This window comes from Actinoallomurus iriomotensis, assembly GCF_030269445.1.
GTDB lineage: Bacteria > Actinomycetota > Actinomycetes > Streptosporangiales > Streptosporangiaceae > Actinoallomurus > Actinoallomurus iriomotensis.
The window spans coordinates 245,529-269,740 of sequence record NZ_BSTJ01000001.1 but is presented as its reverse complement, the minus strand read 5'-3'; the positions used below and the strand labels follow the sequence as shown (position 1 = coordinate 269,740).

The 24,212-nt window shown below is 73.4% G+C and carries 22 protein-coding genes; 11 read left to right on the top strand and 11 right to left on the bottom strand.

Annotated features, from left to right (window positions below):
• Position 1: 1 nt before the first annotated feature.
• Positions 2–1,432: an AllF/FdrA family protein gene (locus QSK37_RS01255; protein WP_285616918.1), complete on the bottom strand. Its 1,431-nt coding sequence runs from the start codon at positions 1,430–1,432 to the stop codon at positions 2–4.
• A complete protein-coding gene (locus QSK37_RS01250) occupies positions 1,429–2,355 on the bottom strand; it encodes an oxamate carbamoyltransferase subunit AllH family protein (protein ID WP_285616917.1) in 927 nt (308 codons plus the stop codon). The genes QSK37_RS01255 and QSK37_RS01250 overlap by 4 nt, the downstream gene beginning before the upstream one ends.
• A 155-nt stretch (positions 2,356–2,510) precedes the next feature.
• On the opposite strand from QSK37_RS01250, the gene QSK37_RS01245 reads away from it, so the two are divergent.
• The 5 genes from QSK37_RS01245 to cutA all read left to right on the top strand — a co-directional run bounded on the left by QSK37_RS01245 (position 2,511) and on the right by cutA (position 9,481).
• Entirely contained in the window at positions 2,511–4,118 is a 1,608-nt protein-coding gene (locus tag QSK37_RS01245) for a PucR family transcriptional regulator (protein WP_285616916.1), read from the top strand.
• Positions 4,119–4,265: 147 nt separating this feature from the next.
• Positions 4,266–5,657, top strand: coding sequence for a uracil-xanthine permease family protein (locus QSK37_RS01240; RefSeq protein WP_285616915.1), 1,392 nt, complete (start codon positions 4,266–4,268; stop codon positions 5,655–5,657).
• 7 nt (positions 5,658–5,664) lie between these two features.
• Positions 5,665–6,528 (top strand): FAD binding domain-containing protein, encoded by an 864-nt coding sequence (locus QSK37_RS01235; RefSeq protein ID WP_285616913.1) that lies wholly within the window; start codon positions 5,665–5,667, stop codon positions 6,526–6,528.
• A gap of 65 nt (positions 6,529–6,593) precedes the next feature.
• Positions 6,594–7,079 (top strand): (2Fe-2S)-binding protein, encoded by a 486-nt coding sequence (locus QSK37_RS01230; protein WP_285616912.1) that lies wholly within the window; start codon positions 6,594–6,596, stop codon positions 7,077–7,079.
• Positions 7,076–9,481, top strand: a complete 2,406-nt coding sequence (gene cutA / locus QSK37_RS01225; protein ID WP_285616911.1) for an aerobic carbon-monoxide dehydrogenase large subunit — start codon at positions 7,076–7,078, stop codon at positions 9,479–9,481. Before QSK37_RS01230 ends, cutA begins: the two co-directional genes overlap by 4 nt.
• A gap of 278 nt (positions 9,482–9,759) precedes the next feature.
• Here cutA and QSK37_RS01220 read toward each other — a convergent pair whose 3' ends face one another.
• The 5 genes from QSK37_RS01220 to QSK37_RS01200 form a co-directional block, all read right to left on the bottom strand.
• On the bottom strand, positions 9,760–11,259 hold the full coding sequence (locus QSK37_RS01220) for an FAD-dependent monooxygenase (protein ID WP_285616910.1): 1,500 nt from the start codon (positions 11,257–11,259) through the stop codon (positions 9,760–9,762).
• Between the two features lie 170 nt (positions 11,260–11,429).
• Positions 11,430–12,041 carry an acyl-CoA-like ligand-binding transcription factor gene (locus tag QSK37_RS01215; protein ID WP_285616909.1) on the bottom strand — a complete coding sequence of 204 codons (612 nt, stop codon included), beginning with the start codon at positions 12,039–12,041 and terminating at the stop codon, positions 11,430–11,432.
• Positions 12,042–12,097: 56 nt separating this feature from the next.
• A complete protein-coding gene (locus QSK37_RS01210; protein ID WP_285616908.1) occupies positions 12,098–12,868 on the bottom strand; it encodes a GNAT family N-acetyltransferase in 771 nt (256 codons plus the stop codon).
• A 59-nt stretch (positions 12,869–12,927) separates the two neighbouring features.
• Positions 12,928–13,824, bottom strand: coding sequence for a hypothetical protein (locus tag QSK37_RS01205; protein ID WP_285616907.1), 897 nt, complete (start codon positions 13,822–13,824; stop codon positions 12,928–12,930).
• 180 nt (positions 13,825–14,004) lie between these two features.
• Positions 14,005–14,853, bottom strand: coding sequence for a polysaccharide deacetylase family protein (locus QSK37_RS01200; RefSeq protein ID WP_285616906.1), 849 nt, complete (start codon positions 14,851–14,853; stop codon positions 14,005–14,007).
• Positions 14,854–15,051: 198 nt separating this feature from the next.
• On the opposite strand from QSK37_RS01200, the gene QSK37_RS01195 reads away from it, so the two are divergent.
• Positions 15,052–15,690 carry an SRPBCC family protein gene (locus tag QSK37_RS01195; protein ID WP_285616905.1) on the top strand — a complete coding sequence of 213 codons (639 nt, stop codon included), beginning with the start codon at positions 15,052–15,054 and terminating at the stop codon, positions 15,688–15,690.
• 4 nt (positions 15,691–15,694) lie between these two features.
• Here the strand turns inward: QSK37_RS01195 and QSK37_RS01190 are convergent, their stop codons facing one another.
• Positions 15,695–16,279 (bottom strand): TetR/AcrR family transcriptional regulator, encoded by a 585-nt coding sequence (locus QSK37_RS01190; protein WP_285616904.1) that lies wholly within the window; start codon positions 16,277–16,279, stop codon positions 15,695–15,697.
• A 92-nt stretch (positions 16,280–16,371) separates the two neighbouring features.
• Between QSK37_RS01190 and QSK37_RS01185 the strand changes: the two genes are divergently transcribed.
• Positions 16,372–17,010, top strand: coding sequence for an NAD(P)-dependent oxidoreductase (locus QSK37_RS01185; protein ID WP_285616903.1), 639 nt, complete (start codon positions 16,372–16,374; stop codon positions 17,008–17,010).
• Between the two features lie 44 nt (positions 17,011–17,054).
• Here the strand turns inward: QSK37_RS01185 and QSK37_RS01180 are convergent, their stop codons facing one another.
• On the bottom strand, positions 17,055–17,432 hold the full coding sequence (locus tag QSK37_RS01180) for an FKBP-type peptidyl-prolyl cis-trans isomerase (protein WP_285566622.1): 378 nt from the start codon (positions 17,430–17,432) through the stop codon (positions 17,055–17,057).
• 99 nt (positions 17,433–17,531) lie between these two features.
• Here QSK37_RS01180 and QSK37_RS01175 point away from each other — a divergent pair, with 99 nt between their 5' ends.
• The 3 genes from QSK37_RS01175 to QSK37_RS01165 all read left to right on the top strand — a co-directional run bounded on the left by QSK37_RS01175 (position 17,532) and on the right by QSK37_RS01165 (position 22,120).
• Complete coding sequence (locus QSK37_RS01175; RefSeq protein ID WP_285616902.1) at positions 17,532–18,146, top strand: DsbA family oxidoreductase; 615 nt, start codon at positions 17,532–17,534, stop codon at positions 18,144–18,146.
• Between the two features lie 129 nt (positions 18,147–18,275).
• Positions 18,276–20,264 (top strand): hydantoinase/oxoprolinase family protein, encoded by a 1,989-nt coding sequence (locus tag QSK37_RS01170; RefSeq protein ID WP_285616901.1) that lies wholly within the window; start codon positions 18,276–18,278, stop codon positions 20,262–20,264.
• Positions 20,264–22,120: a hydantoinase B/oxoprolinase family protein gene (locus QSK37_RS01165; protein ID WP_285616900.1), complete on the top strand. Its 1,857-nt coding sequence runs from the start codon at positions 20,264–20,266 to the stop codon at positions 22,118–22,120. Before QSK37_RS01170 ends, QSK37_RS01165 begins: the two co-directional genes overlap by 1 nt.
• 4 nt (positions 22,121–22,124) lie before the next feature.
• On the opposite strand, the gene QSK37_RS01160 is transcribed toward QSK37_RS01165, so the two are convergent.
• The gene (locus QSK37_RS01160) at positions 22,125–22,436 is read right to left on the bottom strand and encodes a hypothetical protein (RefSeq protein WP_285616899.1); all 312 of its coding nucleotides are present in this window, start codon (positions 22,434–22,436) and stop codon (positions 22,125–22,127) included.
• Positions 22,437–22,492: 56 nt separating this feature from the next.
• A complete protein-coding gene (locus QSK37_RS01155) occupies positions 22,493–23,047 on the bottom strand; it encodes a uridine kinase family protein (RefSeq protein WP_285616898.1) in 555 nt (184 codons plus the stop codon).
• Positions 23,048–23,245: 198 nt separating this feature from the next.
• Here QSK37_RS01155 and QSK37_RS01150 point away from each other — a divergent pair, with 198 nt between their 5' ends.
• A complete protein-coding gene (locus QSK37_RS01150) occupies positions 23,246–23,875 on the top strand; it encodes a GmrSD restriction endonuclease domain-containing protein (protein ID WP_285616897.1) in 630 nt (209 codons plus the stop codon).
• Positions 23,876–24,212: the final 337 nt, after the last annotated feature.

The window sequence follows — 24,212 nt, the reverse complement described above, 5'->3', positions numbered from 1 at the left end:
GTCACGATCCTTCCGCGAGGGTGACGGCGTGACGCGTGGCCGCCGCGTTGGAGGCGAAGACCGCCGCGCCGGCGTCCGTGAGCGCCCGGGCCTGCCGGTCGCGGCCCTGCGGGTCGCCGGAGGTGCCGCACAGCGACACGACCACCGGCACCCGGGCGTCCCGCACGAGCGGGACCAGGGCGGCGGCGGGATCGGGGTCGGCACCGTGGCCGAGGACGACGTCGATGAGCACGACCGCGTTCGCGTCGCTCGCCGTCTCCGCGGCGAGGCGTTCGAGCCGCAGCGTCGGGTCGATCATCGGATGGGCGCGGCCACGGGTGTACCGGTCGTCGCCGAGGTCGGTCATCTCGTGCGGTGTCGCACCGGCGACGATCGACGCCTCCGCGCACAGCGTGCCCCCGGCGAACAGCCCGCGGATCCGGCCGCGCCGCGGCGCGTGCGCACGCGCCGCGGGTGTCCAGGACGGCCAGGACGGCACCGGCGCGCCGACGGCCTTCAGGGCGTCCTCGGCCACGGCGGTCAGATCCGCGCCGCCTTCGCCGAGCAGGCCGAAGCGGACCGGGGTGGCCAGCCGTCGCGCCGCGGCGCGGATGAGGTCGCCGACCTCCGGGGCGGGCGGTTTGGAGACCACGACGATCAGGTCGGTCGCCGGGTCGGCGTCCAGCGCCCGCAGGGCCTGGAGCGCCGAGCGGCCGCTGATCTCGGCGGACAGGTCGCGCCCGCCGACGCCCAGCACGTGGCTGATCCCCGCGCCGGCCTCGTCGAGCAGGCTCATGACCTGCTGGGCGCCGGTGCCGGAGGCGGCGACCAGGCCGATCCGGCCGGGACGCACGACGTTGGCGAAGCCGAGCCCGACGCCGCCGATCACGGCGGTGCCGCAGTCGGGGCCCATCACGAGCAGGCCGCGCCGCGCGGCCGTCTCCTTGAGCGCCAGCTCGTGCTCGACCGGCACGTTGTCGCTGAAGATCATGGGGTTCAGCCCGGCCTCCAGCGCGTCCATCGCCTCGGCGAAGACGTACGGTCCGGGCACCGAGATCAGCGCGACGGTGGCGTCGATCCGCCGGGCCGCCGACCCGGTGGTGCGGGCCGGGGGAGGGGCGCCGAACGCGCGGGGCGCGGCGCGGGTGGCGAGCAACTCGTCGACGGCGGCGCGGGCGGCCTCCAGCGCGGCCTCGTCGTCCGCGCGGATCGCCACGAGCAGGTCGTCGGGCCGCGCCCCGCGCGGAGGCGTGAAGCCCATCTCGGCGAGCAGGTCGACGTTGAGCGTGGTGGCCATGGCCGTCAGCGCGGCGCTCACCCCCGGGCGTTCGGTCAGGCGGCGGCCGGCCCGCATGAGCGTCACCGAGTCGTGGTACGCGCCGGGCCGTACCTCCACCAGTTCTTTGGTGCCCAGAGTGTCCAGCCTCCTGCTCGGTCGTGTCGGCTCGCTCACGGGTCCTCGCCGGGCGCGGGCCGGGCGGCGGAGCTCAGCGCCAGCGCGGCGCGGCAGCCGAGCAGCAGGCCCCACGTCAGGTCGGCGCCGGACGTGTGACCGGTGGCGAGCAGCCGCCGCGCGGCGGGGACGAGCGGGTCCTGGCCGGCGATGCCGCGCAGGACGGCCGCGGCCTCGAAACTCGCCTGGCCGCGCGCGGCGCAGTGCAGCAGGGTCGCGGCGAGCGAAGTCGTACGGTCGCCCGCGTGGGCGGTGACGGCGGCGCCGAGCCAGTCGGCGAGCCACACCGCGCGCCCGCCGCCGGGCACCGCGCCGCCGAGCAGGCGCAGGGCGAGCAGCAGGCCGGCCAGGGCGTCGTCGCCGCTGGGCGTCAGGCCCGGGCCGAGGCCGACGATGCGCTCGGCGGCGTCCACGGCGTGCGCGAGGTCGCCCGCCAGGCAGGCCTCCGCGAGCCTCTTCGGCGTCTCGTGGCCGGACAGCCCCCACGGCCCGGTGACGGCGCCGAGCGCGCGCTCACCGTGCGAGAGCCGGGCCAGCGACAGCGGCCCGAGCACGGGCGTGGGGTCCCACCAGCGGCGCACCCGCGCGCGCAGCCGCCCGTCGACCAGGGCGCAGCCGTCGCCGACGTACGCCTCGTCGCCCTCGCGCACCGCGCGGAACGGCTCCTGCCGGCCGGGGACGGCCAGCACGACCGCGTTCGGCGGGCGTACGGCGTCGGAGGTGGTCAGCGCGATCACCGCGGGCTCGGAGGACCGGTCGACCCGGAGGTAGACGGCGGTGGGGAACACGGCGATGACCCGGCCGTGACGCCGGGGCCCGCCGAGCGCGGAGCGGACGCCCAGGCTGGCGGCGCCGGCGAGAGTGGGCGCCGCCGCGTGGGAGCCACGCGTGCCGGTCCTGCGCCGGGCGGTGGACACCGTCACCAGATCGCCTCCCCGTGATGGCTCGCTCGTGGCGAACGTAGACCGGGCCGGGGTCCGGCCGTATGGAGAATTCTGCCAAGGATGGTTGCCATCGTTCGTGTCTCTTGTCATGGTTGTTCGCGCATAGGTGGTCAACTGCGGCAGATCGGGCACCCATGTCCTTCACCGAACCCCTCCCTCCCACACTGCGCCTCGCGAGCACCGGAACCCTGACCTACGGGCTGTCGGTCGGGGAGGTGCTCGGGGTTCCCGCGCTCTCCGGGGCTCGCGTGATCGCCGGTGAGAGCGGACTCGGCCGGGTGGTGCAGCGCCTCAACGTGATGGAGGTGCCGGACATCCTCGGCTGGGTGAAGCCGCACGAGCTGCTCCTCACCACCGGATACCCCCTGCGCAACACGCCGCAGTCACTCGGCCACCTGGTCGCCGACCTCGACGAGCGGGGTCTCGCGGCGATCGCGATCAAGCTCGGCCGCTACCTCGACGGCCTCCCGGACGAGATGCTGGAGCAGGCCGACCGGCTGGGCTTCCCGCTGATCCTGCTGCCCAACGACGTCGGGTTCGACGACGTGCTCAACCAGGTCCTGACCGACATCCTCAACCGGCAGGCCGCGATCCTCGCGCGCACCGAGGAGGTGCACCGGGCGCTCGTGCAGATCGTGCTGTGCGGCGGCGGACTGCAGGAGATCACCGACGAGGTCGCCGCGGTGATCGGCGCGGCCGTCGCGGTCGTCGACGGCGACGGGAACGAACTGGCCGCCTCCGGCGACGAGCGTCACCTGGCGGCGGTGCGGGAGGCCGGCCCCGGACCCGGGGACTACGGCGCGCACGGCGACCGTACGACCGTGCCGGTCGTGGCCGGCGGCTACACCTACGGCCGGATGACGGCGGTCGGCGACACCGCGCCCGAGGTCGGCATGTTGGAACGTGCCGCCACGGTCGCCGCGCTGGTCATCACCAAACAGCAGGCCGTCTCGGCGGTGGAGAGCAAGTACCGCGCCGACTTCCTGCGCGACGTGCTCACCGGCCGGCCGGGAGGCGGTGACGAGCACGTCGTCGCGCACAGCGCGAGCTTCGGCTGGGACCTCGGCCGTCCCGTCATGGTGGTCGTGGCCGAGCTGGACCGCGGCCCGGCGGGCGTGCCGGACGAGCGGATGCTCCAGGACCGGCTGACCGCGGCGCTGACCTCGGCCGTACGCCGCCGCGACCGCAAGGGCGCCGTGGCCGGCTTCAGTCACGAGGTCGTCGCCGTCCTCGGCGCGGACACCTGCGACGTCGCGACGCTCGCCAAGGACGCCGCCGCGGTGTTCACCGACGCCGGGCGGACGTTCTCGATCGGCGTCAGCCGCACGGCCGCGGTGCCGGGCGACCTGCCGGCCGCCTACGACCAGGCGGTCAAGGCGGTGCGTGTGGGCCGCCAGCTCCACGGTGACGGGGCGGTCGCGCACTTCGACCAGCTCGGCGTCTTCCGGCTGCTGAGCCTGGTGGGCGACACCGCCGAGCTGCACGCGTTCGTCGAGGAGACCCTCGGCGAGCTCGCCGGCGACGGCGACCCGGAGGCCGTCGACCTGCGGCGCACGCTCCAGGTGCTGCTGGAGACGAACCTCAACGTGGCCGAGACGGCGCGCCGGCTGCACTTCCACTACAACACCCTGCGCTACCGGATCGGCAAGCTCGAACGGCTCCTCGGCCCGTTCACCGAGGACGCCCACCTCCGGCTCAACCTGACCCTCGCGCTCCACGTGCTGCGCATGCGGGGGATCTGACGACCGCCCCGGCGGTTTACCCCGTGCGTGGGGATCGTGAAACCCGCCCTGGTCACAACCGCGGATGTCCGGGTTTGGCAGTTCTCGACGATGTCCACGAGGAGACACGGTTCTAGCGTGCCCGCAACTACATCCTGGAGGGCCGCCATGGCGATCGGATGGAAACTGCACGGTGACGGCCGCGGCCTCGGGCCGGGCGAGGTGGTCGCGCCCGGCGAGCGGCTCTCGTGGGACCGGACCATCGGCATCGGCGCCCAGCACGTCGTGGCGATGTTCGGCGCGACGTTCGTCTTCCCGGTCGTCATGGGCCTGGACCCCAACCTGGCGATCATGATGTCGGGCATCATGACGATCCTGTTCCTGCTGATCGTGAACGGGAAGGTGCCGAGCTACCTGGGCACCAGCGCGTCGTTCGTCGGCGCGGTCGCCTCGATCCGCGGGGCCGGCGGCTCGACCGCCGTCGTCACCGGCTCGATCCTGGTGGCCGGTCTCGTGCTCGCCGCGGTCGGCGTGCTCATCCACTTCCTCGGGGCCGAGGTCATCCACCGGATCTTCCCGCCGGTCGTCACCGGCGCGGTCGTCATGCTGATCGGCTTCAACCTCGCGCCGGTCGTCGCGGACGTGTACTGGCCGCAGGACCAGTGGGTCGCGCTCGCCACGCTCGCGTTCGTGGTGTTCTGCGCGGTGCTGCTGCGCGGCTTCTGGTCCCGTATCGCCATCCTGCTCGGCCTGATCTTCGGGTACGCCCTGTCGTGGGTCCTCGACCAGACCGCCGGCAAGATCACCGCGGTGGACGGCGCGGGAAAGATGGGCACGCACTACCGGGTGAACTTCGACGGCGTGCGGGCGGCCGACTGGTTCGGCTTCCCGCACCTGCACGGGCCCGGCTTCAAGACCTCGGCCATCCTCGTCGCGCTGCCCGCGGTCATCGCGCTGATCGCGGAGAACACCGGGCACGTCAAGGCGGTCGCCGCGATGACCGAGACGAACCTGGACCCCTACCTCGGTCGCGCCCTCGCCGCCGACGGCGTGGGCACGTTCCTGGCGAGCGCGGTCGGCGGCTCGCCGACGACCACGTACGCGGAGAACATCGGCGTCATGGCCGCCACCCGGATCTACTCGACCGCCGCGTACTACGTGGCCGCGATCGTGGCCATCCTGTTCGGCCTGTGCCCGAAGTTCGGCGCGCTCGTGGCGGCGACTCCGGGCGGTGTCCTCGGCGGCATCACGGTCGTGCTGTACGGCATGATCGGTCTGCTCGGGGCCAAAATCTGGATCGAGAACCGGGTGGACTTCGGCGATCCGGTCAACCTGGTCCCCGTCGCGGCGGGCATCATTCTCGCTGTGGGCGACGTCACGCTCAAGATCACCAAGGACTTCCCGCTCCAGGGCATCGCGCTCGGCACCATCGCGGTCCTGGTCGGCTACCACCTGCTGTCCGCCGTCCCACGTGCGCCGCGCGACGCGGGCGGCGGCGTCATCGCGCCGGGCGAGCGCGACGACGTCACCGACACGCCCGCCCGGCCGGCCGCGGAGTGAGCCTCTCGTGAAACCGCCCCCGTTCGACCACCACGCCCCGGAGACGCTGGAGGAGGCCCTGGACGTCCTCGCCCGTACGGGAGAGGACGCGAAGGTCCTGGCCGGCGGGCAGAGCCTGATCCCGCTGCTCAACATGCGGCTGGCCGCCCCGGCCCACCTCGTCGACATCAACCGCGTCACCGCGCTGGACACTCTGGAGGCCACCGCGGAGGGGGTGCGTGTCGGGGCGCTCGCCCGGCACGCGCGCGTCGAACGGTCGGAGGAGGCGGCGGGCGTCCTCCCGCTGCTGCGCGCGGCGCTGCGGCAGGTCGCCCATCCCGTCGTGCGCAACCGCGGCACGGTCGTCGGCAGCCTCGCGCACGCCGACCCGGCCGCCGAACTGCCCGCCGTCCTCGCGCTCTGCGAGGGCACGGTCGAGGCGGCCTCGGCCGGCGGCCGGCGGACGATCCCGGCCGCGGAGTTCTTCGCCGGGCCGCTCGAGTCCTCTCTGCGGCCGGGCGAACTCGCGACGTCGGCGTTCTTCCCGGCGCCGCCCGCCCGGTCCGGCACCGCGTTCGCCGAGGTGGCGCGGCGGCACGGCGACTACGCCATGGCCGGGGCCGCCGCGCTGGTGACCCTGGATGAGGACCAGCGGGTGAGCTCGGCCAAGGTCGCCTACCTCAGCGTGGCGGCCACCCCGCTCGTCCTGGACCTGACCGAACCGCTCGGCCCCCGCCCGCCTGTCACCTGCGACTGGGCGGCCGCCGCGGCGTACGCCCGTGATCGCCTGGACACCGACGAGGACATCCACGCGAGCGCGGACTACCGCCGCCACCTCGCCGGCGTCCTCACCGAGCGCACCCTGCGCGCCGCCGCCCAGGAGGCCCTATGACCGAGCGAAGCGAGAGAATCGAAGACGCGCCCTTGTGGTCACCCTCCCCCGACGAAGGAGGGCCCATGACCAGGGAGATCAGCCTTAACGTGAACGGGGTGCCGCGGACGGCGTCGGCGGAGCCGCGGCGGCTGCTGTCGGACTTCCTCCGCCACGACCTGGGCCTCACCGGCACGCACGTGGGCTGCGAGCACGGCGTCTGCGGCTGCTGCACGGTGCTGTTCGACGGAGAGCCGGTCCGCTCGTGCCTGATGTTCGCCGTCACCGCGGCCGGGCACGAGGTCACCACGGTGGAGGGGCTCGGTGCGGACGGCGGGATGTCGCCGGTGCAGCGGGCGTTCTCCGAATGCCACGGCCTGCAGTGCGGCTTCTGCACGCCGGGGTTCCTGTGCACGGTCACCGCGCTCCTGCGGGACAACCCGCGGCCGAGCGAGGATGAGGTGCTGGAGGGCATCTCGGGCAACCTGTGCCGGTGCACCGGCTACCAGAACATCGTCAAGGCGGTGCACCGCGCCGCCGACCTGATCGCCGAAGAGAGGACGGACCGGTGACGTTCGGCGAGCCGATCGCCCGCCGGGAGGACCCGCGCCTGGTCACCGGCCAGGGGCGCTACGTCGATGACCTCGGGCGGGACGCGCTCGCCGCGGCGTTCGTCCGGTCGCCGCACGCGCACGCGCGGATCACCGGCATCGACGTGGACGACGCCCTCGACGTCGACGGCCTGGTCGCGATCTACACCTGGGAGGACCTGGACGGCCGCGTCGGGGAGCCCCTGCCACTGCTGATCCCGCATCCGGCGCTGACTCACGGCCGCACCGCCCACCCCCTGGCCCGCGACGTCGTACGGCACGTCGGCGAGGCGGTCGTCATGGTGGTCGCGCGCGACCGCTACCTCGCCGAGGACGCCGCCGAGCGGATCCGGGTGACGTACGAGCCGCTGCCGCCGGTCGTCGGCGTCGAGAACGCGGTGAACGCCTCCTGTCGCGTCCATGACGACGTGCCCGGCAACGTCGGCGCGCACCTCGTGCAGGAGACCGGCGACGTGTCCGCCGCGATCGGCGCCGCGCCGCACGTGCTGGAGTTCCGGCTCGACATCGAGCGCAGCGCGTCGATGCCGTTGGAGGGGCGCGGCGTGTACGCCCGCTGGGACGCCGACGACGGGTCCCTGCGGGTGTACTCCTCCACGCAGACCTCCACGAGTGTGCGGATGGCGATCGCCGTCAAGCTCGGCCTGCCCGCGAACAAGGTCGAGGTCATCGCGCCCGACGTCGGCGGTGGCTTCGGCGTCAAGATCGTTCACCCGTGGCCGGAGGAGGTCCTCGTGCCGTGGGCGGCGCGGCTGCTCGGCCGGGAGGTCAAGTGGACCGAGGACCGGCGCGAGCACTTCGTCTCCGCCGCGCACGAGCGCGCCCAGGTGCACCACGTCCGGGTCGGCTTCGACGACGAGGGCCGCCTCCTCGGCCTCGACGTGCGGATCCAGCACGACCACGGCGCCTACACCCCGTACGGCATCATCGTGCCGATCATCACCTCGACACAGCTGCTCGGGCCGTACAAGCCCGGCGCGTACCGGGTGGAGTTCACCAGCCTCTACACCAACACGGTCATCGTCACGCCGTACCGCGGCGCGGGCCGCCCGCAGGGCGCGTTCTGCATGGAGCGCACGATGGACCGGATCGCCGACGAGCTCGGCCTCGACCGGACGGCGGTCCGCGAGGTCAACCTGATCCGGCCGGAGGAGTTCCCCTACGACCAGGGCCTGATCTTCCAGGACGGCCGGCCGCTGATCTACGACTCCGGCGACTACCCGGAGATGCTGCGGCGCATCAAGGAGCTGATCGGCTGGGACGGCTTCGCGGCGTTCCGCGCCGAGGCGGAGCGGGCGGGCCGGCGCGTCGGCATCGGTCTCGCCTGCTACGTCGAGGGCACCGGCGTCGGCCCGTACGAGGGCGGCCACGTCGAGATCGACTCCAGCGGACGGGTGCACGTCTCCACCGGCCTGACCTCGCAGGGCCAGGGGCACCAGACCGTGTTCGCGCAGGTCGCCGCGGCCGAGCTGGGCGTGCCGATCGAGGACGTCACCGTGACGACCGGCGACACCCGCCGGTTCGGGTACGCGGTCGGCACGTTCGCCTCGCGCGCCGCCGTGATGAGCGGCAACGCCATCGCCCTGGCCGCTCGCAAGGTACGCGAGAAGGCGCTGCGCATCGCCGGCGAGGCGCTGGAGGCCGACCCGCGCGACCTGGAGATCGTCGACGGCGTCGTGCGCGTCAAGGGCAACGCCGCGGCGTCGATCCCGCTGCGCACCGTGGCGGTGCTGTCCAACCCGCTGCGGTACGCCTTCGACGAGGCGGCGCAGCAGGCGACGCAGTTCGCCGTCGGCGGCTCGCCGGACGACCCGCCGCTGACCGGCGAGCCGGGCCTGGAGGGCCGGGACTACTACTCGCCGCCGCGTTCGACGTTCGCCTACGGCATGCACGCCGCGATCGTGGAGACCGACCCGGACACCGCGGAGATACGCATCCTGCGGTACGCCGTGCTGCACGACTGCGGCCGGCTCATCAACCCGCGGATCGTCGAGGGCCAGATCCACGGGGGAGTGGCGCAGGGCGTCGGCGGTGCGCTCTACGAGCGGATGGTCTACGACGCCGAGGGCCAGCTGCTCAACGCGTCGTTCATGGACTTCCTCATGCCGTACGCGACCGAGGTGCCGCGGATCGAGACCGGCCACATGGAGACGGCGTCGCCGCTGAACCCGCTCGGCGTCAAGGGCGCGGGGGAGGCGGGCGTCATCCCCGGCTCGGCGGTGATCGCCGCCGCGATCGAGGACGCGGAGGGCATCCGGATCACCCGGATGCCGATCTCGCCGTCGGAGCTGTACCACCTGCGCCTCGCGGCCGCGTCCGGCGTCGCGGAACGCACGAACCGCGCCGGCTCGGCGAGCCCTTCCTGAGCCGAGGCTCCATCGCGTGCCTCGACGACCGATGGGCCACCGCGTCGATCGAGCGGATCATGGACCGGAGGTTCACCAACGGAACCGAGATGAGGCGCGCATGGAACGACTGCCTGGGCGTGGACCGCGCCGACGTCTCGTCGTACGCGGCCCCGGCCCGAGGGGCGGACCTGACCGGTCCGCCGCCCGGGTACGCGCCGACGTGCGGCCCGGACCCGGTTCGCGAGCTCTCCACCCGCCCGCCTCATCTCCGCGAGCGGCCTGGACGTCCCGGCTCCTCACCCGGGCGTGCCGAACCAGGTGCGCAGGGCCTCCTCCAGCCCGTCGGTGTCCTCGCCCGCCCAGGCCACGTAGCCGTCGGGGCGGATGAGCACCGCCTCGGCCGGGGCGTCGGGGGTCGTGACCTCCTCGACGCGGCCGGCCCAGGCCTTCGCGGCGCCGTTCGTGCGGGTGAGGAGCAGCGGACGGGCGTCGCGCAGCAGCCTGGCGACCCGTGTGGTGCCCGACTCGGTGTGCAGGGTCAGGTCGGGCATCCAGCGGCCGGTCATCGAGTGGGCGTCGCCGTCGCCGTAGCGGACGTCGGCGCCGGACATGAGCTCGGCGATGTGCCGGATGTTGGCCGGGTCGGTGAGCAGTTCGCCCAGCAGCGCGCGCAGGGCGGTGATGCCCTCGCCGGGCGAGGTCAGCGCCATCTGGGCGCGGGTGTGCATGATGACGCGCTCGCCGACCGGGCGCCGCTCGCTCTCGTACGTGTCCAGCAGGCCCTCCGGCGCCCAGCCGTTGATCTCGCCGGCGAGTTTCCAGCCGAGGTTGAGCACGTCCTGCATGCCGAGGTTCAGGCCGGGACCGCCGATGCCGGAGTGCACGTGGGCGGCGTCGCCGACGAGGAACGCCCGGCCCTGCCGGTAGCGCTCGGCCTGCCGGGAGTTGGCGCCCGCCGACCGGCGGAGCCCCGGGTCCACGCCGCCCACCACGCGCATGGGAAGGTCGGCGCCGAGCACCCGCCGCACGGCGTCGCGCAGTTCGTCCAGCGGCATCGACGTGCTGTCCTCCAGCGGCGAGGGCGACCATTCGACGGCGCTGACCCGGTAGAGGCCCGGCTGGAACATGCCGTACGCGAACATGCCGTGCTCGGTGCGGGTGAACGTGGCGGGCCGCAGCCGGCCCAGCCCGGGCACCTCCAGCTCGCCGGTGCCCGGCACCGCGACGGGAGGGTCGATGGCGACCTGCCCCTGGCGGCTCGTGAAGCCCCGGTCGGTGATGCCGGGGAAGCCGATGCCGAGCCGTTTGCGCACCGTGCTGCGCCCGCCGTCGGCGCCGACGAGGAAGCGCGCGGTCAGCTCGTAGCCGCCTTCGGGGCCCGTGATCTCGGCGGTGACCTCGTCGGCGGTCTGGCTCAGCGCGGTCAGCTCGTGCCCCCGTCGGATCTCGACGCCGAGTTCGAGCGCACGCTCTTCCAGGAGCTCTTCCAGCCGCCGCTGCGGGATCGGCAGGATGAACATCGGGTTGTCCTCCAGCCGGGACAGCTCCAGCGGCAGGGCGCCGAACTGGAAGCCCGGTACGGCGAACGGCGGGCCGTCGCCGCCGCTCAGCCGTTCGTGCAGACCCCGGCGGTCGAGTGCCTGGACGACGCGGCCCACCAGGCCGTTGGCCTTGGGCGTGGTGGCGCGCTCGGCCAGCCGTTCGAGGACGAGGGGGCGTACGCCGGCGAGCGCGAGCTCGCAGGAGAGCAGCAGGCCGTTGGGCCCACCGCCGATGATCACGACGTCGTGGGTCATGGGGTTCCTCCCGTGATGTGGGCAGGGCGAAATGGCGGCCTCGCGCGGAGGCCGTGGAGGGGAAAGGCCGTGCGTGATGTGGGCAGGCTGAGATGGCGGCCTCGCGCGCAGGCCGTTAGGGGGCAGGGTCAGATGGCGGCCTCGCGCGAGGCCGCTGATGGGGGAGAGGGCTACTCGGGGACGGGCAGGCCGGCGGCCAGCCGCTCCAGTGCGTCGCGGAGCAGCGTGGGCAGCGGCACCGGCGGATCGGTGCGCAGCCACTGCTCCCCGGCGATCCGGACGGCGGCGGTGACGGCCCCGGCCATCAACAGCGGGTACAGGTCGCGGTCGGCGTCGGTGCCGGTGCGCTCGGCGATCACGGCGGCGACCTCGTGCTCGACCGCCGCGCCGCCTTTGATCAGCTCCGCCTGCAGCTCGGGCTCGCCGAGCATGAGGCGCACGCCCTCGGTCCACCGCTGGTCGGGCAGGGCCTCGCCGTGGTCGAAGGTGGCCGTGACCGCGGCGGTGACGGCCTCCCAGAGAGGCTCGGCCGGCGGGCGCTCGCGGAGCAGGCCGGCGACGCGGCGCAGGCGGTCGAGCTGCCGCCAGACGATGGCCTCGGCCTTGCTGGAGAAGTAGTTGTTGAAGGTGCGCGGCGAGACGCCCGCCTCGGCGGCGATGTCCTCGACCAGGACGTTGCCGAGCCCGCGTTCGACCGTGAGGCGCAGCGCGGCCCAGCTGAGGGCCTCACGCGTCTGCTGCTTCTTGCGCTCCCGGTGGCCGGGCGCGCGTGCGGTGGTCATGCCATGACACTAACCCGAAAAGTGCGGACCCCGCAATCTTTCGGGGCGCGCAATTTTCAGCCCAGGTGCTTCTCGAACCAGTGCTCGGCGTACGGGCCGTGCGAGTACGCCGGGATCTCGGCGTAGCCGTGCGCCGCGTACAGGGCGCGCGCCTCGACCAGGTCGTGCCGGGTGTCGAGCCGCATCGTGTGCGCCCGCAGGTCGTCGACCGCCGCGTCTTCGGCGGCGGCGAGCAGCGCGTGGCCCCCGCCGGTCCGCCGGGCCCTCGGATGGACGAACAGTCGGGTCAGCTCGGTGACGCCGGGACCGAGCAGCCGCAGGCCCACGCAGCCGGAGGCCGCCCCGCCGCGTCGGCCGACGAGGAAGCACACCAGATCGTCGCTCGGATCCTCGGCCAGCGCCGCGTCCACCTCCGCCTCGGTGGCCGGCCGGCCGTAGTACCGCGACGCCACGTCGGTGAAGTAGTCCCGCAGCAGACTCGTCGTCTCGACCGGCTCCCGGGTGATCACCCAGTGCGGCTCCGGCGCCGCCCCGGTGCGGGTCAGCACCCGGTCGACGTACGGCACGAGGCGCGAGCTCCCGCGGATGGCGTCGCGCTCGTCGGCCGGCAGGTCGCCGAGCGGGTCGGGCAGCACCTCGTCCTTCGGGACGTGCACCATCTGCCCGGCGTAGCGGCGGCACGGCGAGCACCAGACGTAGGACACGCAGCGTTCGTAGGACCCCGAACCGCGGGGGTGGTAGCGGTAGACGTAGGACCGCAGCGGTCCCCGGCATCGGCCGCACGTACCCGCGGCGCCGAGATCAGGTACCTGCCGCCAGCGTCTCACCCCGGCAGTATGACGGCAGGGCCGCGGGGCCGGCATCCGGATTACACCCGGATGCCCGATCAGCCGGTGCAGCCCGCGATGGTGTTGACCGGCGAGCAGTTGCCGGGGGTGTTGTCCCGTACGACCGACCGGCTGATGAGCACCTTGGTGTTCGCACTCGCGAGTCCGCCGCCGGCCGAACCCTGGTTGAACCGCACCACGGCCTGGTTCAGCGTGGTGTGCCCCAGGTTCGACAGGCCACCGCCCAGGCTGCCCGATGTGTTGTGTTCGACGGCGGTGCGGATGAGCCAGGTCGTGCCGCTCGGCTGGGTGTTGACGCCGCCCCCGTTGATCGGCGCGGTGTTGGACAGGAGGGCGCTGGCGAAGATCGTCGCCGTGCCCGCGTTGAGGATCCCGCCGCCACCGACACTGGTGGTGGTGTTCGCCTTCAGGACGCTGCGCGACACCGTCGCCCTCCCTCCCGCGAGGTTGGCGATCGCGCCGCCGTTGGCCGCGGTGTTCCCCGCCAGGGTGACCCGGCTGAGCACCAGGCGGCCCGCGTTCTGGACGCCGCCGCCCAGGCCGCTCGTCGCGCCGTTCAGGACGGAGACGCCGGCCATCCGCAGGCTCGCGCCCGCGGCGACCTCCAAGACGCGGAAGCGTGCGGCCGCGGACGGGGCGCGCCGGATCGTCGTGCCGGGCCCGCCCAGCAGGGTGACGTCCCGGGTGATGACCGGCAGCGCCGTCGCGGCGGTCGCGGGCGTCGTGATGTCGTAGACGCAGCGCGGCGCGAGGCTGAGGGGCGCGCTCGCCGAAGCGTTGGCCGCCGTCATCGCCGCGCTCAGCGCGGTCGCGCTGCACGGCACCCGCACGACGCGCGCCGCGGCCGTCGCGGGCGCCGGGATGGCCGCCACCACCATGCCCCCGGTGAGGACGGCGATGCCCGCGCCGCTCGTCGATCGCGTGAATGAGCCCATGAGACCGCCCCCGGCCGGAAAGAGTCACGTGTGGTCACGGCGGAAGACCATCCGTCATTCGCCGACAGCAGGAGTACACGCACGTGGCCCGTCACGCGCCGTGCGACGACGCGTCCGGAGGCGAACATCGATCGGCCTTTGCGCTGCCTTTCCCCGCCGGTCCGCCGCCGCGGCGGTTCCTCAGGAACGGAAGTAGCCGGCGGGCAGGTGCTCCCTGATCGCGGCCGGCCGGAGGCCCTGCTCGCCGATGGTGCGCAGCAGCCGCTCGAAGTCCGCCGTCATGTGCGGCTTGAAGTGCACGAGCAGGATGTCTCCGGGACGCAGCCGGTGGCCCGACTGGTAGGCGATCCGGCCGTTCGTGACCACCTCGCGCCAGAAGAGAACGGCCTTCATGCCGCAGTCGCGCGCGGCGCGGAGCGTGGCGCGGTCGGTCGCGCCGTACGGGGCGCGCAGCAGTGTCGGCCGCGTGCCGTACCGCCGGGCGTAGATGTCGGCCGGCGCGCAGATCTCCTCCCGCTGCCGCGCGTACGACAGCTTGGGCAGGTACGGGTGGGTCATCGTGTGGTCCTCGATGAGCGCGCCCGCGCGCCGCAGCCCGGTGAAGTAGCCGTAGTCGTCCTTGATGGCCGCGTTGGTGAGGAAGAGCGTCAGCGGGATCCGCCGTTCACGGACCAGCCGGACGAACGCCGGATCCTTCTCCCAGCCGTCGTCGATCGTGACGAACACGATCCGGCTCCGTACCGGGACGTGGCTGATGACCGGCGGGAGCGGGCCGTCGTCCGGCAGCGTACGGGACCCCGGGTTCGTCGTCCGCGTGCCCGTCGGCGGGGCCGCCGGCGAGGTCGTCGTCCGCGCCGGGGACCGGGTGGACCTGGGCCTGCGGTGACGGGTCGGGCCGCCGGAGGCGGAGGCGGACGGGGAGCGTCCGGCCTGCGGTGTCCGGGTGTCATGACAGGCCGTGAGGCCGCCGGCGGCGAGCAGGGTGCAGGCGGTCGCGGTCACGGTACGGGCCGGTGGCCGAAGCGCCATCGGATTCCTCCCTGTGGCGTCTGGTCTCCGCTTGTCTCGCTTTACCCCACGATAGGAGTGTGTTGATCGGTACTTGGCCGGATCGGGTACTGATCGCCGGTGGGGATTGTCAAAGGACGCGGCGGTCGCTCGGCAGTTGTTGCCCTTCGCCCGGCGCTCGGGCTTTTCTAGTGTCGGGGCTCACACAGGAGGTCGACGATGAAGGTCAACGGCAGCGTCAGCGTCGCCGCGCCCGTACCCGACGTGTGGCGGGCGCTGCGCGATCCCGCCGTGCTGGCCCGGACGATCCCGGGGTGCGAACGCCTCGACGAGGTGGGCCCCGACACGTACGCGATGACGATCCGGGCCGGGGTGGCGTCGATCAAGGGCACCTACGCCGGCCAGGTCGCCCTGTCCGACCCCGAGCCGCCGCACGCGTTCACCCTCCGCGCCCGCGGCCAGGGCGCGCCGGGCACCATCGACGCGACCGTACGGGTCCGCCTGTCCGAGGCGGACGGCGGCACCCGCGTGGACTACGACGCGGACGCCACGGTGGGCGGCATGATCGGCGGCGTCGGCCAGCGCATGCTCGCGAGCGTGGGCAGGCGGACGGCGGGGGAGTTCTTCTCCGCGGTCGAACACGCCATCGCCCGTCCCGTCCCGAGCGCCGAGGCCCCGGCCGCGTCCGTCCCCGCCCCGGCCGCCGGCCCGGTCGCGGCGCCCGCCCCGGCGTACGCGGGCGGCCGCGCGCCGTCGGACGCCTGGGCGATGGCGACGGCGTTCGGCACCGGCGGCCTCGTCGCGCTGGCCGGGGTGGCGCTCGGCTGGGCCATCGCCCGCCGCTCCCAGCGGCGCTGAGCGTTCAGCCGGACGTGCCCAGGGCGGCGGTGAGCGTGCGGGTCAGCGCGGTGACCACGTCGTCCGGCACCCGCTCCGCGTCCGGCCCCCCGGCGAAGTAGGCGAAGAAGGCCTGCTGGAAACACGCGCCGGTCAGCAGCGCGGCCACCGCGTGCGGGTCGGTGTGCTCCGGGACGCGGCCCAGCTCACGCTCGGCGCGGAAGTAGGCGGCGACGCGCTCGACCGCACGCCGGGGCCCGCCGCCGCGCCGGCTGATCGACGCGTGGTGCGCCGCCATCAGCCCGGGTTCGGACAGCAGCGAGGCCAGCATCGGGAACGTCTCGTGGTAAAAGTCGAGCGTCCCGCGGACCAGCCGGAAGACGTTGTCCTCGACCCGGCCTTGCCCGGCCGCGATCGCGATCTGGGCGACGCCCGGCACGCGCTCGCTCAGCACGCGCAGGAGGAGCTCCTCCTTGTCGCGAAAGTGCTTGTAGAGCGTCGCCTCGGAGAAGCCGGCCGCCTTGGCGATCTCCTTGGTGGTCGTACGGGCGATGCCGCGTGTCCGCATGAGTTCGGCGGCGGCGTCCAGGATGCGGTCGCGCGTCTCCAACGAATCCCCTTTGGTTAGTGAGTACTCACTGGCTAGTGTAGTGGGTGAGTGCTCACTAACCAGAACGCGAGACGATGGAAGGCGAGGCCCCGATGAGATTGACGATCCTCGGTGCGACAGGTGGCACCGGCACCCAGCTGGTCGGACAGGCGCTTGAGGAGGGCCACGACGTGACCGCGGTCGTACGGGACCCGGCGCGGCTCGACGTGCCCGCCCACGAGCGGCTTCGCGTGATCACGGCGGACGTCACCGACGCCGCCTCCGTCGCGCCCGCCGTGGAGGGCGCCGACGCGGTCCTGTCGACGCTCGGCCACCGCGACAGAGGACCGACGACGATCTGCCGCGACGCCGCGCGCGCCGTCATCGAGGCGATGGGCAAGGCGGGTGTCCGCCGTCTGGTCGTGTGCAGCGCCGCGGGCGCGTTCGCGGACGGGGGAGACGGCCTGTTCACGCGTTACGTCGTCAAGCCGTTGATCCTGGGCCCGCTGCTCAAGAATGCCTTCGAGGACATGCGCGCCTGCGAGCGGGAGGTGCGGGACTCGGCGCTGGAGTGGACCCTCGTACGGCCGCCGCGGCTGCTCGACAAGGAGGCCACGGGCCGCTACCGCACCGCGATCGACGTCAACCTGCGCGGTGGCCGGACGATCTCCCGGGCCGACCTGGCCGCCTGCATGCTGGGCGTGGTCGGCGATGACGGCTCGGTACGCCACCACGTCTCGGTGGCGTACTGAGAGGCCGCCCGGAACCCCAGGGACCCGGGCGGCCTCTCAACGGCTCAGCCGACGCCCAGGAGGTCCACCACGAAGATCAGCGTCTCGCCGGGCTTGATGGCGCCCCCGCCGGCGCCGCGGTTGCCGTAGCCCAGGTGCGGCGGGATCACCAGCTTGCGGCGTCCGCCGACCTTCATGCCGGCCACGCCCTGGTCCCAGCCCTGGATGACCCGCCCGGCGCCGAGCGGGAAGTCGAAGGGCGCCCCACGGTTCCACGAGGCGTCGAACTCCTCGCCGGTCGAGTGGGAGACGCCGACGTAGTGCACGGTGACGGTGGAGCCGGGCCGCGCCTCGGGGCCGTCGCCGACCGTGATGTCGGTGATCTGAAGGTCGGCGGGCGGCTCGCCCTCGGGAAAGTCGATCTCGGGTCGCTCGAGTGCCATGAGAATCTTTCGCTGTTCGACGATGTACGAACCGCCCAGCGTAGCGATGCCTGTACGCGGCCGGGGAATGCGGGCGCGGCGGCCCGGGTTGGGCCGGACGTGAACATCGAGATCTTCTCCGACGTCGTGTGCCCGTGGTGCTACCTCGGCCGGGCCCGTTTCCGCACGGCCGCCGAGGCGTTCGGCGGTGACACCGTGGTGACCTGGCGTCCGTTCCAGCTCGACCCGGAGGCGACCGGCGGCGGGCTGACCACCGAGCGCATGGCCGACCGCTTCGGCGGCCCGGCCAGGGTCGCCGAGATGCACGAGCGGATGCGCGGCCTGCTGACCGCGGAGAACCTGCCGTACGAGCCGGAGAAGGCGATCAGCGCGAACACGCGCGACGCCCACCGGGTCATCGCGCTGGCGGGTGAGGCGGGCGTCCAGGACGCCGTCGTCGACCGGCTGTTCCGCGCCTACCACGCGGAGGGCCGTGACCTGAACGACCACGGCACGCTCGCGGGCCTGGCCGCCGAGGCGGGGCTCGACGGGGTCGCGGAGCGACTCGCGGCCGGCGACGGCGAGACGGAGGTGGCCGAGCAGGTGGAGCGCGCGCGGGCGATGGGCGTGAGCGGGGTCCCGTTCTACGTCTTCGAGGGCACGTGGGCGGTCTCGGGCGCGCAGCCGGCCGAGGTCTTCGAGAGCGCGCTGCGCGAGGTGGCCGCCCAGGCATGAGCCGGTCCTGACGCGCGGCACCACCCGCTGAGCGCGCGCGGGCCGGGTGACCGAATACCGAAAAACGGTTCGCTCGTTGGCAGGAGTCGACGGTTCCCCCGTCCGTACCGTCCGGGTAGACACTGACTCATGGCGATCCGGATCGGCATTGACACTGGTGGGACGTTCACGGACGTGGTCGCGGTGGACGAGGACACCGGGGCGATCGTCACCACCAAGACGCCGTCGACGCCGGACGACCCGGCCGAGGGGTTCATGGCGGGCATCGGCCGGCTGGACGCCGCCGACATCGCGGCCGTGTGCCACGGCACGACCGTGGCGACCAACCGGCTCCTCGAGGGCCGCGTCGGCGATCTCGGCTTCGTCACCACCGAGGGTTTCGAGTTCCTGCTGGAGATCGCCCGCCAGAGCGTCCCGGACGGCTACGGCAACTCCTACTTCTGGGTCAAGCCGCCGCGGATCGTCCCGGCGCACCGGGTTCGGACGGTCGGCGGACGGCTCGACCACACCGGCGCGGAGGTGCGGCCGTTCGACGAGGCGTCTGCGGTGCGCGCCGCACGCTGGTTCCGCGACCAGGGCGTGACCGCGATCGGCGTGTGCTTCCTGCACTCCTACGCCGACCCCACGCACGAGCTGGCCATGCGCGAGGTGCTGCGCCGTGAGCACCCGGACGCGGTGGTGTCGCTGTCGCACGAGGTGCTGCGGGAGTACCGGGAGTACGAGCGTTCGGTCACCACCCTGGTCGACGCCGCGGTCAAGCCCGCCATCGGCCGCTACGTGGCGCGGATCTCCGAGCGACTCGGCGACGTGCCCCTGTACGTCATGACGAGCAACGGCGGCGTACTGTCGGCGAGCGAGGTGGTGGACCGGCCGATCACGACCGTGCTGTCGGGCCCGGCCGCCGGCGCCCTCGGCGCCGCGTTCGTCGCGCGGGCGGCCGCCGAGCACGCGAACGTCATCACGCTCGACGGCGGCGGCACCTCCACCGACGTCGCCGTCGTGCTCGACGGCGAGCCGACGCTCACCACCGAGGGCACCGTCGGCGACTACCCGTCCAAGATCCCGATGATCGACATCGTCACGGTCGGCGCCGGCGGCGGCTCGATCGCCTGGATCTCGCCCGAGGGCACGCTCAAGGTCGGGCCGCGCTCGGCCGGCGCCGACCCCGGGCCGCTCTGCTACGGCCGGGGCGCGACGGACGTCACCGTCACCGACGCCCACGTCCACCTCGGGCGGATCCCGCCGCACCTGCTCGGCGGTGAGATCCCGCTCGACGTGCCGGCGGCCGGTGAAGGGGTCACCGCGCTCGCCTCGACCCTGGGCCTCAAGACCGAGGCGTGCGCCACCGGCATCCTGGAGATCAGCGCCTGGAACCAGGCCAACGCCATCCGCCGGATCACCGTCAAGCGGGGCCTCGACGTGCGCGACTTTCCCCTGGTCGCCTTCGGCGGCTCCGGCCCGCTGCTCGTCTGCCGTCTGATCGACATCCTCGGGCTGCCGTCGGCGATCGTGCCGCGCGACCCGGGCAACCTGTCCGCGTTCGGCCTGCTCACCGTGGACGTGCGCAGCGAGTACGTGCGCACGCGCGTCACCCGCGACCCCGGCCCGGAGGAGCTGGAGGAGCTGTACACGGAGCTGGAGGCCCAGGCCGGCGCCGCGCTCGACCGGCAGGGGTTCGCCGAGCACCGCTACGTGCGCTCGGCCGACCTGCGTTACCACGGTCAGGCGTTCGAGGTGCGCGTCCCGGTCGGCCGCGCCGACGCCGCCGAGGTCGCCGCCCGCTTCCACGACGAGCACGAACGCCTGTACGGCTACTGCCACCGCGGCGACCCGGTCGAGTGGGTCAACCTGCGCGTCGCCGGCATCGGGCCGATCGAACGGCCGGAGCCGCCGGTACGGCCGCCGGGCGACGGCGACCCCGCCCGTGCCCGTACGGGCGTCCGCCGCGTCTTCTTCGACGACTGGGCCGAGGTGCCCGTGTACGCGCGCGAACGCCTCGAACCGGGCGACGTGCTGACCGGTCCGGCGGTGGTCGAGGAGTTCGGATCCACGCTGCCGCTCCACCCGGGCTTCTCCGCCCGCGTGGACGGCCACGGCAACCTGGTGGTGACCCGCTGATGAAGGCCGATCCGATCCTGGTGGAGATCGTGGAGGGCACGCTCGCCTCCGTCGAGAAGGAGGTCGAGACCGCGATCGCCCGTACGGCGCGCTCGCCGATGATCCGGGACGCGCACGACTTCCGCGCCGGCATCCACGACCGGCGGATGCGCAAGCTCACCGGCCGTTCGTACTCGGCGCTGGTGCAGCCCGTCGTACGGGACTTCCCGATCGAGACGATGCGGCCCGGCGACGTCTTCTTCCACAACGACGTCTACCTGTCCGAGGGCGGCATCGGTCACCTGCCCGACCTGTGCGTCACCGTGCCGGTGTTCCTGGGTCCGGGAGGTCGGTCGGGGCCGGTTGGTCGGGGTGACACGGACGTGGTCGCGTTCGTGCAGGCGTTCGGGCATCACGACGACATCGGCGGGGCGGTGCCGGGCTCGATGCCCTCGCACGCGCGGTCGGCGTTCGAGGAGGGGCTCATGGTCCCGCCGATCAAGCTGTGGGACCAGGGCGTGCCGAACGACGCGGCGCTGCGCATCATGACCCGCAACTCCCGGATGCCCGACTCGCTCGCCGGCGACCTGGACGCCGAGTGCTCGGCGTGTCTCATGGGCGCGCGGCGGCTGGGCGAGCTGTTCGCCCGGTACGGGCGCGCGGCGGTCGAGGACTGCTTCGACGCGATCATCGACAAGACCACCGAGACGTTCCGGCGGGAGATCCTGGCCAAGATCCCCGACGGGACGCACATCTGGGAGGACTACGCCGAGCACGACGGGGTCGACCCGCCCCGGCTGCACGCCCAGCGGATCACGCTCACCAAGACCCCCGAGAAGCTCGTCATCGACTTCACCGGCACGTCGCCGCAGGCCAAGGGGCCGATCAACCACGCGGGCGACTACGCCGACGGGGTGTTCCTGAAGAAGTGGCTGGCGCCCGTGCTGCGCAACCTCGCCGACTCGCCGGAGCGGATGGCCGAGCTGGACGTCAACGAGGGCGTCGTGCCGCTCATCGAGATGCGCTTTCCGGAGAAGGGGACGCTGCTCACCCCGATCTTCCCGGCGCCGACGAACGCCCGCACGTTCGTGATCCTGCGGCTGCTCGGCGTCCTCGCGGGTGTGCTGGCCAAGGCGACCGGCGGCCGGATGCCGGCCGACCAGGAGACCATCCGGTACACCGGAGTGTACGGCGAGGACCCCGAGCCGTACCTGATGCGCGAGGTGCTCGGCGGCGGTTCGGGCGGGCGCTACTACGCCGACGGCGAGGACACGATCCACGTGGTGCCCGACTCGCGCAACATTCCGGTGGAGTTCGCCGAGGCGCGCTGGCCGTTCCGCGTCGAACGCCTCGGCCTGGCCGTCGACTCCGGCGGGCCGGGGGAGCACCGCGGCGGGCTCGGTTACGACAAGCACATCCGGATGCTCCGCGACGCGCACTACATGTCGATCGCCGACCGCTCGATCCTGTCCTGCTGGGGCGTGAACGGCGGCCGCGCGGGGCGGCCGTTCCGCGCCGAGGTGGCGGGCGTGCCGATGGAGGGCCTCGTCGACGACCATCCGGTACGGGCGGGCGAGGTGATCCGGATCCGTACGACGGGCGGCGGCGGGTGGGGCGACCCGCTGAACCGGCCGCCTGCGATGGTCGCCGCCGACGTACGGGACGGCAAGGTCTCGGCGGACGGCGCGCGCGACGACTACGGGGTCGTGCTCACCGGCCCGCCGGAAGAACCGTCCGTGGACGAGGAGGCGACCGCCGCGCTGCGGGCACGCCTGCGCGCCGGACGAGGCCCGGCCGCCTTCTTCGACCGCGGCCCCGGCTACGCGACGCTCGCCGGCGGGCGTACCCGCGCGGAGGTGGACGACCCGGCGTCCTGACCCCTCAGGGGCCGGTCGCGGCGAGGACCGCGCCGACCGCCAGGCAGGCCAGCTCGCCGGCCAGCCCGATGAGCGTCCAGCGGCGCATCCACGCGAGCGAGGACCACTTGACGCCGATGACGGACACCGCGCAGAAGGCGAGCGTGCCGAACACGCAGATCGGCGTGATGACGTTCTTGAGGCCGTCGTCGCAGATGGCGGCCGTGTCGTGCGGCGCGCAGCCGTGCGCGGCCGACGACATCCAGTCGATCATGATGCCGGCGCCCGCGAGCGCGACGATGAGCAGGAAAAGCCCCAGGGTCGTTTCCGAGCGCATTACCCATCGCCACACTTTCCCCATGTCCGCCATTATTACGGGATAGGTCGGGCGAGCTACGAGAAATTGCCGTCGATGATCAGGTCGGCCCGATCGCGGGTCCGGTCGGCGGTGAACAGTTTCGCCTCGGTCTCCGCCCAGTGATCCCACGCGGCCAGGTCGTCGCCGCGTCCGGCCGCGCGCCGCCTCCGTACCGCGAGCGGAGCCTCCACCCAGACGCGGAACGCCGCCGGCGACTCCTGGCGTGCCGCGCCGACCCCCTCGATGACGAGCACGGGCGCCACCGGGACCGTGACCTCCTCGGCGTACGCGCCGCGCCGCCAGTCGTACCGGCGGAACCGCCCGGGACGCCCGGCGCGCAGCGGCGCGAGCACGTGTGCGGTCAGCGGCGGCCACCAGGCGAGCGGCTCGCCGTCCCAGGGCACCGGGAAGTCGTCGGAGTGCACGACCGGCGCGTCGTCCAGAGCGGCCGCCAGAGCGCCGCTGAACGTCGTCTTGCCCGCCGCGCTCGGCCCGTCCACCGCGACGATCCGCACGGACCCGCACGACGGTCCGAGCGCACGGAGCCGCGCCACGAGCGCGGCGTCGACCGGGGGAACGGATGCGGCCATTCCGCCCATCCTGCCGGAGCCGTCGCCTCCATCGGCCCTGGCCCCCGCCCCCCGGCCCGCCCGAGGCGGGAAATAGGGGATGGGCTATTTGTCCAGATCCGTCAATACAGGCGTATTTACCGTCTGGTAACCATTTGGTTGACTCTGGGCGCGAGTCTCATGCGGGGAGCGGGATCCACGGATGAGAGGACCCCAGCAGTGCGACGTGCCGTTACGCTCGTGGCGACCCTGATCGGGATCGCGAGCCTCATCGGACCTTCCACCCAGGCGCTGGCCGACCCGCCACCGCCCCCGTCGGAGTCGACCGCCCGGACCGAGCTCGCCTCGCTCACGGTCGGCACCCCGCACAGCATGGACGGCTACAGCCGCGACGCCTTCGACGTCTGGGCCGACCAGCCCGACGGCTGCACCACCCGCCAGGACGTGCTCGCCCGCGACGGCGAGAACGTCGTCGAGGGCGGCGACGGCTGCCAGCCGACCTCCGGCTCCTGGTACAGCGCCTACGACGACACGACGGTCACCGTGGTCTCGCAGGCGACGATCGACCACATCGTGCCGCTCGCCGACGCGTGGCGGACCGGCGCCGACCAGTGGACCGCCGCGCAGCGCAAGGCGTTCGGCAACGACCTGACCGACGCGCAGCTGATCATCGCCTCCAGCTCCAGCAACAGCTCCAAGAGCGACAAGGACCCCAGCGAGTGGAAGCCGTCGAACACGGCGTACTGGTGCACGTACGGGGAGGAGTACGTGAGCGTGAAGTACAAGTTCAAGCTGTTCGTGACCAGTGACGAGAAGGCCGCCCTGGGAGACCTGCTCGACGCCTGCTGAGCCGGTGCGCCGGCCCGCCCCCCCGGGGGCGGGTCCGCTCATCCACAGCCGCACCGCCCTCTGGTCACGGCGGTGTGAGGGACTGGACAATGAGAGTGGGCTGGAGCCCCCGGGCGGGAGGGCTCCGCCGTGACCGGCCCGCCGTGACCGGCCCGCCGTGACCGGCCCGCCGTGACCGGCCCGTCATCGCCGGCGCCCGTGACACGCCCCCGGCCGCTTCGCGGCCGGGGGCCGGCACCCGCGAGGCCATCGCCGTGCGGCCGAACCGGCCGCGCGAGGTCAGCGCGCCCAGGCATCGCCCGCGCGCGCCGCCGCCCGGGGCCACCGGTCTGGTGGC

Excerpts from the sequence above, each read along its gene's own strand:
- QSK37_RS01245 (WP_285616916.1), top strand. The coding sequence starts at position 2,511 with ATGTCCTTCACCGAACCCCTCCCTCCCACACTGCGCCTCGCGAGCACC.
- QSK37_RS01240 (WP_285616915.1), top strand. The coding sequence starts at position 4,266 with ATGGCGATCGGATGGAAACTGCACGGTGACGGCCGCGGCCTCGGGCCG.
- QSK37_RS01230 (WP_285616912.1), top strand. The coding sequence starts at position 6,594 with ATGACCAGGGAGATCAGCCTTAACGTGAACGGGGTGCCGCGGACGGCG.
- QSK37_RS01220 (WP_285616910.1), bottom strand. The coding sequence starts at position 11,259 with ATGACCCACGACGTCGTGATCATCGGCGGTGGGCCCAACGGCCTGCTG.
- QSK37_RS01215 (WP_285616909.1), bottom strand. The coding sequence starts at position 12,041 with ATGACCACCGCACGCGCGCCCGGCCACCGGGAGCGCAAGAAGCAGCAG.
- QSK37_RS01205 (WP_285616907.1), bottom strand. The coding sequence starts at position 13,824 with ATGGGCTCATTCACGCGATCGACGAGCGGCGCGGGCATCGCCGTCCTC.
- QSK37_RS01200 (WP_285616906.1), bottom strand. The coding sequence starts at position 14,853 with ATGGCGCTTCGGCCACCGGCCCGTACCGTGACCGCGACCGCCTGCACC.
- QSK37_RS01195 (WP_285616905.1), top strand. The coding sequence starts at position 15,052 with ATGAAGGTCAACGGCAGCGTCAGCGTCGCCGCGCCCGTACCCGACGTG.
- QSK37_RS01185 (WP_285616903.1), top strand. The coding sequence starts at position 16,372 with ATGAGATTGACGATCCTCGGTGCGACAGGTGGCACCGGCACCCAGCTG.
- QSK37_RS01180 (WP_285566622.1), bottom strand. The coding sequence starts at position 17,432 with ATGGCACTCGAGCGACCCGAGATCGACTTTCCCGAGGGCGAGCCGCCC.
- QSK37_RS01170 (WP_285616901.1), top strand. The coding sequence starts at position 18,276 with ATGGCGATCCGGATCGGCATTGACACTGGTGGGACGTTCACGGACGTG.
- QSK37_RS01165 (WP_285616900.1), top strand. The coding sequence starts at position 20,264 with ATGAAGGCCGATCCGATCCTGGTGGAGATCGTGGAGGGCACGCTCGCC.
- QSK37_RS01160 (WP_285616899.1), bottom strand. The coding sequence starts at position 22,436 with ATGCGCTCGGAAACGACCCTGGGGCTTTTCCTGCTCATCGTCGCGCTC.
- QSK37_RS01155 (WP_285616898.1), bottom strand. The coding sequence starts at position 23,047 with ATGGCCGCATCCGTTCCCCCGGTCGACGCCGCGCTCGTGGCGCGGCTC.